The 12,605-nt window shown below is 66.2% G+C and carries 11 protein-coding genes; 4 read left to right on the top strand and 7 right to left on the bottom strand.

What is annotated here, in order from left to right; genetic code table 11:
* Window positions 1–157: 157 nt before the first annotated feature.
* Entirely contained in the window at window positions 158–1,108 is a 951-nt protein-coding gene (speB, locus tag NYR58_RS11765) for an agmatinase (RefSeq protein WP_261520951.1), read from the top strand.
* 90 nt (window positions 1,109–1,198) lie between these two features.
* Window positions 1,199–2,131 carry an N-acetyl-gamma-glutamyl-phosphate reductase gene (argC, locus tag NYR58_RS11760; RefSeq protein WP_261520950.1) on the top strand — a complete coding sequence of 311 codons (933 nt, stop codon included), beginning with the start codon at window positions 1,199–1,201 and terminating at the stop codon, window positions 2,129–2,131.
* 13 nt (window positions 2,132–2,144) lie between these two features.
* Here the strand turns inward: argC and NYR58_RS11755 are convergent, their stop codons facing one another.
* The 6 genes from NYR58_RS11755 to NYR58_RS11730 form a co-directional block, all read right to left on the bottom strand.
* A complete protein-coding gene (locus tag NYR58_RS11755) occupies window positions 2,145–2,882 on the bottom strand; it encodes a FadR/GntR family transcriptional regulator (RefSeq protein WP_261520948.1) in 738 nt (245 codons plus the stop codon).
* On the bottom strand, window positions 2,882–3,868 hold the full coding sequence (gene yjfF / locus NYR58_RS11750; protein ID WP_261520946.1) for a galactofuranose ABC transporter, permease protein YjfF: 987 nt from the start codon (window positions 3,866–3,868) through the stop codon (window positions 2,882–2,884). Before yjfF ends, NYR58_RS11755 begins: the two co-directional genes overlap by 1 nt.
* Window positions 3,865–4,902 (bottom strand): ABC transporter permease, encoded by a 1,038-nt coding sequence (locus NYR58_RS11745; RefSeq protein ID WP_261520944.1) that lies wholly within the window; start codon window positions 4,900–4,902, stop codon window positions 3,865–3,867. Before NYR58_RS11745 ends, yjfF begins: the two co-directional genes overlap by 4 nt.
* A complete protein-coding gene (gene ytfR / locus NYR58_RS11740) occupies window positions 4,899–6,419 on the bottom strand; it encodes a galactofuranose ABC transporter, ATP-binding protein YtfR (RefSeq protein ID WP_261520943.1) in 1,521 nt (506 codons plus the stop codon). Before ytfR ends, NYR58_RS11745 begins: the two co-directional genes overlap by 4 nt.
* A gap of 90 nt (window positions 6,420–6,509) precedes the next feature.
* On the bottom strand, window positions 6,510–7,472 hold the full coding sequence (gene ytfQ, locus NYR58_RS11735; RefSeq protein WP_261520942.1) for a galactofuranose ABC transporter, galactofuranose-binding protein YtfQ: 963 nt from the start codon (window positions 7,470–7,472) through the stop codon (window positions 6,510–6,512).
* Window positions 7,473–7,647: 175 nt separating this feature from the next.
* The gene (locus NYR58_RS11730) at window positions 7,648–8,742 is read right to left on the bottom strand and encodes a COX15/CtaA family protein (protein WP_261520974.1); all 1,095 of its coding nucleotides are present in this window, start codon (window positions 8,740–8,742) and stop codon (window positions 7,648–7,650) included.
* Between the two features lie 149 nt (window positions 8,743–8,891).
* Between NYR58_RS11730 and NYR58_RS11725 the strand changes: the two genes are divergently transcribed.
* Both NYR58_RS11725 and NYR58_RS11720 read left to right on the top strand, forming a co-directional pair.
* Entirely contained in the window at window positions 8,892–9,107 is a 216-nt protein-coding gene (locus NYR58_RS11725) for a DUF2842 domain-containing protein (protein WP_261520941.1), read from the top strand.
* A gap of 69 nt (window positions 9,108–9,176) precedes the next feature.
* Window positions 9,177–10,355, top strand: coding sequence for a GNAT family N-acetyltransferase (locus NYR58_RS11720; RefSeq protein ID WP_261520939.1), 1,179 nt, complete (start codon window positions 9,177–9,179; stop codon window positions 10,353–10,355).
* Between the two features lie 8 nt (window positions 10,356–10,363).
* Here NYR58_RS11720 and NYR58_RS11715 read toward each other — a convergent pair whose 3' ends face one another.
* Window positions 10,364–12,445: a GumC family protein gene (locus tag NYR58_RS11715; RefSeq protein WP_261520936.1), complete on the bottom strand. Its 2,082-nt coding sequence runs from the start codon at window positions 12,443–12,445 to the stop codon at window positions 10,364–10,366.
* Between the last annotated feature and the right edge of the window lie 160 nt (window positions 12,446–12,605).

Below are 12,605 nucleotides of genomic sequence, written 5' to 3'. Positions count from 1 at the left end.
TGACAACGAAATCCCAAACCCCAACAAACCCATAAAACAAAACCCCGCCGAAAATGACGGGGTTTGTCAGCGGTCTGAGCGGGCCCGTCGGCCCGCTTTTTGTTTGCCCGCGGGCGGTGGCTGTCCTACTGCTTGGCCGCCCGTGCCGGAGACCGAGATGCCGTCCAGATCCATCGACCACGCCTTTACAGCCCGAAAGCTTTCCGGCGCCGCCGGCGACCCCACCTATGCCGGGGCGCTGTCCTTCATGCGCCGCAGGTTCACCAAGAATGTGCGCGGCGCGGATGCGGTGGTATGGGGCATTCCCTTCGACTCGGCGGTCTCCAATCGCCCGGGCGCGCGCTTCGGCCCACAGGCGATCCGCCGCGCCTCGGCCATCTTCGACAACGACCCGCAATATCCCTTCGCGGCTGACCTGTTCGAGACGCTTGCCGTCGTCGACTACGGCGATTGCCTCATCGACTACGGCCACCCGCAGAAGGCGCCGGCGGCAATCGAACGCGAGGCCGGCGGGATCCTGCGTTCAGGCGCCTTCCTCGTCTCGCTGGGGGGCGACCATTCCGTCACCTGGCCGCTTCTGAAGGCCCATGCGGCGCGCTATGCGGCGCCCCTGGCGCTGGTCCAGTTCGACGCGCATCAGGACACCTGGCCCGACGACGGGCGGCGCGTCGATCACGGCTCCTTCGTCGGCCGCGCCGTGCGTGAAGGGGTGATCGACCCTGCCCGTTCCATCCAGGTCGGCATCCGCACGCATGCGCCGGAGGATTGCGGCATCCGCATCCTGCACGGCTTCGAGCTGGAGGAGATGCGGGCGAGGGAGATCGCCGACCTCATCACCGCGCATGTCGGCGACGCCCCGGCCTACATCACCTTCGACATCGATTGCCTGGATCCCGCCTTTGCGCCCGGCACCGGCACGCCGGTGGCCGGCGGCCCCTCCTCGGCCAGGATGCTGTCCGTCCTGCGGCAGATCGGCGCCCTGAATATCGTCGGCGCCGACATCGTGGAGGTGTCTCCGCCCTACGATCACGCCGACATCACGGCCATTGCCGGGGCGACGGTGGCCATGCACTATCTGGGCCTTCTGGCGGAGAAGAAGCCACGATAACGCTTCACGCAACGATTCAGGCGCTTTACGGATTGATTCCGAACGGCGCTTCAAGCATCTGAAATCGGACTCTTTTTCGGGCAAGACGACATGACGGCAAAAATCTTCATCGACGGAGAGCACGGCACCACGGGCCTGCAGATCCGCGCGCGGCTGGCGGAGCGGCGGGACATCGAAGTGATCTCGGTTCCGGTGGAGCGGCGCAAGGACAAGGCCGCCCGCGCCGAATGTCTCAACAGGGCCGACATCGCCATTCTCTGCCTGCCGGATGATGCGGCGCGCGAAAGCGTCTCCCTGATCGAGAACGGGACGACGCGCGTCATCGACGCCTCCACCGCCCATCGGGTGGCCGAGGGCTGGATCTATGGCTTCCCGGAGATGGACGGCGGCCAGGCGGCGGCGATTGCCGGAGCCAGGCGCGTGGCCAATCCGGGGTGCTGGCCGCAGGGGCCGATCGCCCTTCTGCGCCCGCTTGTGACCGCCGGTCTGCTGCCGGCGGACTTTCCCGTCACCGTCAACGGCATCTCCGGCTATTCGGGCGGCGGGCGCGCGATGATCGAGGATTACGAAGCCAGGGGCGAGGCGGCGCCGGAGTTCCTGCCCTACGGGCTCAGCCTCAACCACAAGCACCTGCCGGAGCTGCGCACCTATGCGAAGCTGGCGCGCGACCCGCTGATGCAGCCGGCGGTCGGCAATTTCGCGCAGGGCATGATCACCGCGGTGCCGCTGCAGCTCGGAGAGCTCGACCGCGTGCCGAAGGGCGAGGAGCTCCACGCGGCAATCGCCGATCATTATGCCGGGCTTGCCGAAAGCGTGGTGGAGGTGGCCCCCTTTGCCGCCATCGAACGCTCGGGCGACATCGAGCCGGAGCGCTTCAACGGCACCAACACCATGCGCCTGCATGTGTTCGCCAACGACGCGCGCGCCCAGGCCCTGCTGCTGGCGGTCTACGACAATCTCGGCAAGGGCGCCTCGGGCGCGGCGGTGCAGAATCTGGACCTGATGCTGAGCGCCATGGGGTGAGGCGGCGGGCGGACTACCGCTGCGCGCCCTGCAACCGCTCCAGCGCATGGTCGCGGCCAGTGACGATAACCTTCCGCATGGCTTCGGAGGCGCCTTCGGCATCGCCACGCGCGATGGCCTCGGCGATGTCCTCGTGCGAGGCGCCGATGCTGCGCGCCTCGCGCGAGGGGGCATGGGGAGAGCTCAGGCCGAAGGCTGCGACCAGAGCCGCTTCGATGAGCGTGCCGACGCCATACATGAAGGGATTTTCCGAGGCTTGCAGCACCGCGAGATGAAAGCGCAAATCGGCCAGGATCAGGTCTTCGTGCGAGGGGGCGGCGGTCATCTCCCCGGCTAGACGCTGGAGATGGCGTGCGGTCTCGGTGTCGGCCCGACTGGCGGCAAGGCCCGCCGCATAGGGCTCGAAGGACAGGCGCATCTCGCTCAAGTGCACGAGAAAGGTGCGGTCCACCCCCTGCTCCAGATGCCAGGCGAGCACGTCCGCATCGAAGAGGTTCCACTGCTTGCGCTCTGTCACACGCGTGCCAATGCGCGCCCGCGGCATGACGAGCCCCTTGGCTGAGAGAGTCTTCATCGCCTCGCGTAGAACGGTCCGCGAGACCTGAAAGCGCGCTGCCAGATCGTTGTCGCCGGGCAATATGCTGCCCACGGGATAGACCCCACCGATGATCGCCTTGCCCAGCTCGTTGACCACATGCGAATGGCTGGTGCGGCGGGCAGAACCGGATATGGCCGTCTCAAGCAATCCCATCAGCTTCCATGTGCATGTTCGAGTGTCGTCGCCCTCTTGTGGGAAAGCCAGAGAATACCCTTCTGCAAAAGTATGAAGACGAACAGGAGCACACCGATCACGATCTTGGTCCACCAGCTCGACAGAGTACCGTCGAAGATGATGTAGGTCTGTATCAGACCCATGATCAAAACGCCAATGAAGGTACCCGCGACAAATCCGCTGCCACCGGTCAGAAGCGTGCCACCGATGACCACGGCGGCAATTGCATCAAGCTCCACACCGACCGCGGAGAGCGAATAGCCGGCTGTTGTGTAAAGGGAGAACACGATGCCCGAGAGGCCTGCAAGGAACCCGGAAAGCGCGTAGATGCCGATGGTCGTTCTGCCCAGTGCGACCCCCATGAGCCGTGCCGTGGCCGCACCGCCCCCCAACGCATACACATTGGCGCCGAAGCGGGTGCGGTGAGCGGCGAGGACGCCCAGGATGAAGACCAGCAACATCAGGCCGCCAATCAGCGTCAGCCGCCCGCCACCGGGCATGCGCCAATACAGAGACTGAAGCGTGTCGTAGAACGGATGCACCACCGGTATGGAATCGATCGACAGGACGAATGCCATCCCGCGCGCGAGAAACATGCCGGCAAGCGTCACGATGAAGGGCGGCATCTCCAGATAGTGGATAACGGCTCCCATTGCGGCGCCGAAAAGCGTGGTAATCGCAAGTGCCAGGGCGAAGACCGCAAGCGGATGCAGCCCCGTGCCGGCGAGCAGCACGGCGACGAAGATACTGGTAAAGGCGATCACCGAACCGACGGAAAGGTCGATCCCGCCCGACAGGATCACGAAGGTCATCCCGACAGCGGTGATGCCGAGAAAGGCGTTGTCGGTCAAAAGATTGCCGATCACCCGCGTGGACAGCATTGCCGGAAACTGCATGTAGCAGAGCACATAGGCGAGGATGAAGATGAGAATGGTCGCCATGAGCGGCAGATGGCGGGACTTCATGGCACCGACCTTTCCTTGCTCTCCGCCGTCGTCTCCCGCATCGGCTGCCTGCTGCTCCAGAAGACGGCTGCCATGCGCAGCGCCGGCGACTGGATGACGAGGATCAGCATGATGATGACGGCCTTGATGATGAGGTTGAATTCGGGCGGGAAGCCCGACAGTAGGATGCCCGTGTTGATGGACTGGATGATCATGGCGCCGATCAGCGAACCCAGAACGGTGAATCGCCCGCCAAGCAGCGAGGTGCCGCCGAGCACGACGGCGAGGATGGCGTCCAGTTCCAGCCACAGGCCGGCATTGTTGGCATCGGCGCCGCGGATGTCGGCCGTCACGATGATGCCGGCGATAGCCGCGCAGAGGCCGGACGCCATGTAGACCATCACCAGCAGGACGCGGCTGTTGATGCCGCTCAGCGTGCTGGCGCGGCGATTGGCCCCAATGGCTTCGATGAGCATGCCGAGCGCTGTTCTGCGTACGATGAATGCGGCCACAACCCCCGTGGCAACCCACAGGATGAACGGCATGGGCAGGCCGAGCAGCGCGCCGCTGCCGAAGAAGGCCAGCCCTTCATTGTTGAAGGTTACAATGATGCCCTCGGTGATGGTCTGGGCAATGCCGCGGCCGGCAACCATGAGGATCAAGGTGGCAACGATCGGCTGGATGCCGAGCACGGCGACCAGGAGCCCGTTCCAGGCCCCGCAGGCCACCCCCACGGCAAGAGCCAGAAAAATTGCCGATGTCGCGCTACCGCCGCCTGCAACCGTCGAGGCGGCCACCGCGCCGCAGATGGCCATGACCGCACCCACAGACAGGTCAATGCCTTTTGTGGCGATGACCAGCGTCATGCCGATCGACAGGAGGGCCACCGGCGCTCCCCGATTGACGATGTCGACCAGGCTTCCATAAAGGCGGCCATTCTGCCAGGTGAGATTCAGGAAGTTCGGAAAAAGCACCGTGATCAGCGCCAGGATCACGAGGAGCGCGACAACCTGAGGCAGAAAACGGCGATAAGCGCCGCCGGGTTCGCCGTTCATGGGGTCTGCTCCCTGTGGTGGTCGGCGGCAATCGCGCGCACGATGTTGCCCGTGTTGATCTCCTCGCCCGCGAGCTCGGCCACGTGCCGGCGGTCACGCAGCACGATCACGCGGTGCGCATAAGCCACCAGTTCGTCCAGCTCCGAGGAGATGACGAGAAGGGACATGCCTTGCTCGCACAGGTTTTCGATCAGGCGGATGATCTCCGCGTGGGCACCGACATCGATGCCGCGCGTCGGCTCGTCGAGGATCAGAAACTTCGGGCTGGTCGCCAGCCAACGGGCCAGGATCGCCTTCTGTTGATTGCCGCCGGAAAGCAGCTTGATGGGCTTCTCCCGATCCGTGGTGCGAATGTCGAGCGCCTTTATGAAGCGGTCGGCGATTTCGATCTGCTCCTGCCGGGACAACGGCCGCGACCAGCCACGCCGCGCCTGAAGCGCGAGGATGATGTTTTCGCGCACCGACAGGTCGCCAATGATGCCGTCGGTCTTGCGGTCTTCGGGACAGAAGCCGAGGCCCGAGGCAATCGCCTTGCGCGGAGCACTCAGGTCGACAGGTTCTCCATCCATTTCCGCTTGGCCGCTGTCATGGGGGACCACGCCGAAGATCACTTCAGCCGTCTCCGTCCGCCCGGAGCCCAGAAGGCCGGCGACGCCCACCACCTCGCCACGGCGCACCTCCAGGTTGAACGGCTCGATGACGCCAGCGCGGCCGAAATCCCGAAAGCGGTAGGCCACGGTTCCGCCGCGCTGGCGCTGCGGCGTGTGGCCCGTCTCCTGCGAAAGCTCATGGCCCAGCATCATTGTAACGAGTTCGAGGCGCTCCATCTCCGCAGTCACGCGCGTGCCAACTCGCCGGCCATTTCGCAGCACGGTAATGCGGTCGGAAAGCTCGAAAACCTGATCGAGGAAATGGGTGATGAAAACGATGCCAAGCCCACGCTGGCGCAGGGTGCGCACGATGTTGAAAACCATCCGCACCTCCTGCGTGTCCAGGCTGGCGGTGGGTTCGTCCAGAATCAGGATCTTGCCGGAGAGATCGACCGCCCGGGCAATGGCGATGATCTGCTGAACGGCTACGGAGTAGGATGAAAGCTCCCGCGTGACATCAAGGTCGAGGCCGTAGCGGGCGAGCAATGTGCGCGCCTCGGCATTCATGCGGCGCGTGTCGACCATCCCGAAGCGCCTTGGCTGGCGCCCGAGATAGAGGTTTTCGGCTACCGTCAGATTGGGCAGCAGGTTCACTTCTTGGTAAACGGTGCCGATGCCCAGAGCCTGGGCCTCGAATGTGTCACGCGGGTCGACCGGGCGGCCATCGAGCATGACCTCGCCGCTGTCGCGGCGATAGGCTCCCGTCAGGCACTTGATGAGGGTGGATTTTCCCGCACCGTTCTCGCCCAGAAGCGCGTGCACCTCTCCTGCCCGCAGGCTGAAATCGACACCGTCCAACGCCAGCGCGCCCGGGAAGCTCTTGGTAAGGCTGACGACGCTGAGCAGCGGTTCCTGCGTTCGTTCCACGGCATTCTCCCGAAGAGCAGGGTGCCCGCCGCGGCCTGCACGTCGGGCAGGAGGGGCGGGCCCGCAAGCGGCCCGCCCGCCTTCTTCTTCCTAGTAGCCGAGGTTCTTCTTTTCCTCGTAGACCTTCATCGGGTCGTCCGCCTGGGTGTAGAGCTTCGACTCGGTCTGGATCCATTTCGGAGGCACGACGCCATCGTTAAGGTAGGCCTCCAGCGCGTCGAAGGCCGGGCCGGCCATGTTGGGCGTCAACTCCACCGTGGCATTGGCTTCGCCTGCATCGAGCGCCTTGAAGATGTCCGGCACCGCGTCGATGGAGACAACAAGAATGTCCTCGCCGGGCTTCAGGCCTGCTTCCTTGATGGCCTGAATGGCGCCGAGCGCCATATCGTCATTGTGGGCGTAGAGGGCGCAGATGTTCGCACCACCATTCTCGGCCTTCAGGAAACTTTCCATCACTTCCTTGCCCTTGGTGCGGGTGAAGTCGCCGGTCTGGCTGCGAATGATCTTCAGATTGTCGTGGCCGGCGATGGCTTCCTCAAAGCCCTTCTTTCGGGCGATTGCCGGGGAGGAGCCCGTGGTGCCCTGCAGCTCCACGATGTTGCACGCGCGGTCGCCGACGTTCTCCACGAGCCATTGGCCGGCCACCCTGCCCTCGTGCACGAGGTCCGACGTGACCGCTGTCAGATAGAGGTCGTCAGAGGCAGACACCGTACGGTCGAGCAGAATCACCGGAATTTCCGCATCCTTGGCTTCCTCCAGAACCGATTCCCAACCCGTTTCGACCACCGGTGCGAGCAAGATGGCATCGACGCCCTGGGCGATGAAGGAACGCAGGGCCTTGATCTGGTTCTCCTGCTTCTGCTGCGCATCCGCGAACTTCAGGTCAATGCCTCGCCTTTCCGCCTCCTGCTTGGTGACGGTCGTCTCGGCCGCACGCCACCCCGACTCCGAGCCAATCTGCGAGAAGCCGACTGTGAGCGCCGACGCCGCGGTCGCGCCAAAAACCGCCGACGCGAGCATGGTCGCGCCAGCCAGGACTGACTTGAAAAACATCTTTCTCCTCCCGAGTTCCTTGCTGGGGTACAGCGAGGGTCAAAAAATCATACAATATGACTTTTGTAAAGTAGATGCTGAAGCCCGACTGCGCCGCCGCCGCCCGGCGCATGGCGTGCGAAGCCACGCCTGGCACGCAGGCCCGGCAGCAGGTGCAGCGTTAGATTTGGATCGGTCAGAAACCCTGCGCAGCCCTGCCCGGCAGGGGATAGGGGCCGCGGGCGGCACGCCAATGGGCGGTGGCGAAGGCGAGCACGGCAAGGGCGGCGCCCTGATGGAGGAGCGCCCAGCCGAGCGGCACCACCATCAAAAGCGTGGCAATCCCGATCGCCGCCTGCACGACGACGAGCAGGAAAAGAAGCGCTGCGCGCCGGGCGTGGGTGGAGGCCGGCTCGGCCCGCCACACGGCGAGGGCATGCGCGAGCGCCAGCGCCAGCACCGCATATGCGCCCAGGCGATGGACGAACTGCACCGTCTTCGGGTTCTCGAACAGGTTGATCCAGAAAGGCTGCTGCACGAACAGCCCGCCCGGCACCAGCGCGCCGTCCATCAAAGGCCAGGTGTTGTAGGTCAGGCCGGCATTGAGCCCAGCCACCAGCCCGCCGAGATAGATCTGCACCAGCACCGCAACCACCAGCCAGCCGGCGAAGCGGCGCGTGCCCTCGCCCGCCGGGCCGGCGCTGTGCGGCGCCAGGCCCCTGGCCACCGCGAAAGTGGCCATGAAAATGATGCACGCGATGGTGAGATGGATGGCCAGCCGATACTGGCTGACATCGGTGCGCTCCACCAGCCCGGAGGCCACCATCCACCAGCCGATTCCCCCCTGCAGGGCGCCAAGCGCCAGAATGCCGAGAAGCCTGGGCTTGAGATGGCTCTCAAGCCGCCCGGTGAGCCAGAAGAAGGCAAGCGGCAGGGCGAAGACAAAGCCCACGCCGCGCGCCAGGAAGCGATGCGCCCACTCCCACCAGTAGATGGTCTTGAACTCCTCCAGGCTCATTCCCCGGTTGATTTCCTGGTACTGGGGGATCTGCCGGTACTTGTCGAACTCCTCCGCCCATTCCTCGGCGCTCAAGGGCGGGACGACACCGTGGATGGGCTTCCACTCGGTGATCGACAGGCCGGATTCGGTCAGCCGCGTCGCGCCGCCCACCAGAACCAGTGCGAACAGCGTGGCGGTGACAGCATAAAGCCAGATGCGCACCCACAGGCGGTTGCGCCCGATCTCGGCATCGGCTGCGGCGGGAAATGCGGAATGGGAGGTCGCGACCATCTCGTGCCCGATCGAAAAGTCCTGCGCGTAGGTGCCCCAAAGCCCCTGCCCTTGCAAGCCCGCGCGCGGCGACATGCGGTCGCGCCGTCCCTTCCCCCTGTCGCCGGGGCGCTGGCTGCGCTATTGCAACGCCTGAAAGGATGGTCGCAATGCCCATACGCATGAGGAAATTCGTCGGCATGCTGGCGCTGTTGGCGCTGGTGGTGCTTTATGCGCTCGTCTCCACGGCGGTGGCCGTTGCGGTGCTGGCCGAACGGGGAACGCTCGTGCACCTTGCCTATTATCTGGTGACCGGGCTTCTGTGGGTTCTGCCGGCCATGCTGCTCATCCGGTGGATGGAGGGCCGGCCGCGCGGCGAGGAATGACAGCCGGTGGAGTTTTGATTCACCTTTTTGCGCTAGCCTGCGGAAAATTGCGCGAAAACGGGCGCCGCCATGGTGAATGTCCCATCCCTTGCCAGACAGGAAGCGCAGGCTGCCGCCACGGTTCGGGCTCGGGGCGCGGCCTACAGGGCGCGCGTGCTTGCCGCGGCCCCGCCGGCATTCGCCGCCTATGGCGAGTTCTGCGCCCAGACCGTGCATTCGCCCACCCAAGGCCCGCTGTGGGCCCGGGCCTGGCTTGAAGGGCGCGGCGCGGAGGGGCTGATTGTCCTCCTCTTTCGCGACGGGCGCCCGGCGCTCGGCCTGGCGCTGGAGGTGGTGCGTCACGGTCCTGTGCACATTGCCCGCTTCGCCGGCGGCTCGCATGCCAATGGAAACTTTCCGGCGCTGGGGGCGGACACCGGCGAGGCAGGGGCGGCGATGGCGGCACTCACCGCCGCCATCCGCGCCGAGCGGCCCGACATCGACATGCTGGCGCTGGAGCGGCAGCGGCGCAGCTTCGAGGGGCTGGCCAATCCGACGCTTGCCCTGCCCCATACGACCAGCCCCAACATCGCGCTGTCGGCCGACCTGAGCGGCGGTTTCGAGCAGGCGCTGGAATGGGGCGGCAAGCGCAAGCGCAGGAAGCACCGCGCACGGGCCCGCAAATTCGAGCAGGCGGGCGGCTATCGGCTCGTCGAGGCGCGCACGCCGGCCGAGGTGGACGCGCTGCTGGACGCGTTCTTTGAAATGAAACATGCCCGTTTCGTCGAATGGGGTCTGCCCGACGTTTTCGCCCCACCGCAGGTGCAGGCGCGGTTGCGCGCCCTGTTCCACGCCGCCCTCGATGCGGACAGGCCGGCCTTCGTGCTGCACGGGCTGGAGGTGGGCGGGCGGCTGCGTGCCGTCACGGGGTCGAGCCGCACGCGTGACAGCATCATCTGCGAGTTCAACGCCTTCGCCCGCGACGAGCTTGCAAACCACAGCCCCGGCGAGTTCCTGTTCCACGAGAATGTGCAGGCGGCCTGTGCGGAGGGCCTCGCCATCTATGACTTCAGTGTTGGCGACGAGCCTTACAAGCGGCTGTGGTGCAACATCGAAACGCAGCATGCGGATGTCTTTGCGGGGCTGAGCCGGCGCGGCAGCCTGCTGGCGGCGGGCTGGCGGATGCTGGCGCGCCTCAAGCGCCGGGCAAAGCAGCACCCCGCCGCAGCACGCCTTGCAAGGCGGGCGCGCAGGATGCTGGGCGGCTGACCGGCGCCCTATGCCACGTCGCGGCCCGGCGGGGCCGGCGGCGGAATGCGACCTGCAGGAGAGACCAGAAGCGGCGTGCCGAGGCCGGCGGCACGCAATGTCTCGGCGGTGGTGGCGACGGCCCCGTCCTTGGGGTCGAGCACGCTCACCAGGAGGCGGGCATCCTCGTCGACGATGCGCGCCAGCGCCGTTGCTTCGGCCGCGCCACACTCCACCACCACCAGATCATAGGCCGTGGTCAGCGAGCTCATGATGATGGGCAACCGGTCGATGCCGCGCATGGCACGCGCGGGATCGGCGGTGCCGATGGGAATGACGTGGCAGGCAGAATAGAGGTCGCCATGAATGACGTCGGAGAAGCGGGCCTCGGCGGCCAGAAGGTTGGTGATGCCGGGATAGACGTCGCTTTCCAGCGTCGGCCACGACGCGGCACCCGTGGCCGTCAGGTCGAGCAGCAGCACGCGCAGTCCGGCATCGGCCACCTCGCGCGCCACGAGCACCGCCGTGGCGGCGGCCTCGTCGCCCTCCGGGGAGATGAAGATGGCGCGCGCCACGCCGGTGGAGATCAGTGCCTCGGCGGCCGCCTCGACGTTCACCTCGTCGGGTGGTGCGCCGCGCCCCGGCGCCGCCTCCTGCGCCCTGGCCGGCGGCATCTCCACCTGTTCCACCGGCGTGAAGGTCGCTGCGGCGGGGCGCAGCGCACGACCGCTGAACAACTCCTGCAGGAGCACCACAACGCCCATGACAAGCAGCGAGCCGGCAAAGGCCGCCAGCGTGATGGGCAGGACCTTGGGGAAATAGGGTTCGGCCGGCGCGATGGCACGGGAGAAGATGCGCGCGTCGACCGGCAGATAGTTGCGCTCGCCGCGCGCCGCGGCCTCGCGGTAGCGCGTCAGGTAGGATTCCAGAAGCTCGCGCTGCGCGGTGGCCTCGCGCTCCAGGGCGCGCAACTCCACCTGTTCCTCCTCGGCGCGCGCCGATTCGGCCTTGAGCGTCGCCAGATCGGCCATCAGCTCGCGCTCGCGCAGGCGCGCCGTCTGCGCCTCCTGCTCCAGCCCCTCCAGCACCTTCACCGTCTCGGCACGGATCTGGGCGTTGAGGTCGGCCAACCGGGACTGCAGCGCGCGAATGCGCGGATGGCTGCTCAGGAGCGCCGTCGACAAGTCGGCAATCTGCGCACGCAGTTCCACCTGCTGCTCGCGCAGGCGCTGGATGAGGCCGGAGGCCAGCACGTCCGGCAGTGTGTCGAGTGCGGTCCCCCGTTCGATGGCGGTGCGCACCGCCTGCGCCTTGGCTTCGGCGGCGGCGCGGCCTGCGCGCACCCGGGAAAGCTCGCTCGAAAGCTCGGCAAGCTGCTGCGTGGCGAGCACCGTGTTGTTCTGGCCGATCAGCAGGTCGGAACGGGCGCGAAACGCCGCCACCCGCTCCTCCGCCTCGCGCACGCGCTGGCGCAGATCGGCGATTTCGGGCTCCAGCCATTCGGTGGCGTCCTCATTGCTCTGTGCCTTGGCGGCCCGCTGGCTCGCCACATAGGCATCGGCAATCGCGTTGGGCACGCGCGCGGCCAGTTCCGGGTCTTCCGACGAGAAGCGGATGACGATGACGCGCGAGTTCTCCACACGATAGACCTGCAGCTTCTCGCGGAAGGCCTCAAGCACCCGCTCCTCCGGCGGGGTGGCGGCGGGATCGCTCTTCAGGCCCAGCGCGATGAGCAGGCGGCCCGGCAGCGAGGGGCCCGCGGCCTCGAACTCCTCCCGCGAGGCCAGATCCAGCTCACGGGCCACCTGGGTCAGAATTTCGGTGGAGGAGATGATCTCCGCCTGGCTTGCCACGCCTTCCGAGTCCAGCGCCGCGCGCTCGCCCGCCTCGGCGAGCTGCGGGCGGGTGTAGACCGACTCGCGCATCTCGATGAGAAGCCGCGTCTCGGCCCGGTAAAGGGGTGTCGCCGTCACCGCGATCAGGAAGGCGATGGCGGTCATGGCGAATGCGAAGACGGCAATGCGCCGCCATCTGCGCCGCAGGCTGGCGAACAGATGTGCCAGATCGACATCGACGTCGAGATCGCCAGCCTTCCTGATGTCGCTGCTCATGCGCCCCCTCCGGACCTTTCCGGCATGGAGGAAAGGTAAATGCTCATGGTTGCCACGAGGTTAACCGGCGCTGCTTAACCGGGTGTTAACCCTGACGGCGCGATAGTCCGCACGGCGAAACTCTGGCGCATCTGGGGGCACCGGCAGAGACATGGGCATC

The organism is Chelativorans intermedius (assembly GCF_025398255.1).
GTDB classification, from domain to species: Bacteria; Pseudomonadota; Alphaproteobacteria; order Rhizobiales; family Rhizobiaceae; genus Chelativorans; species Chelativorans intermedius.
The sequence above is the reverse complement of the archived record's forward strand: the minus strand, read 5'-3'. Positions and strand labels throughout refer to the sequence as shown.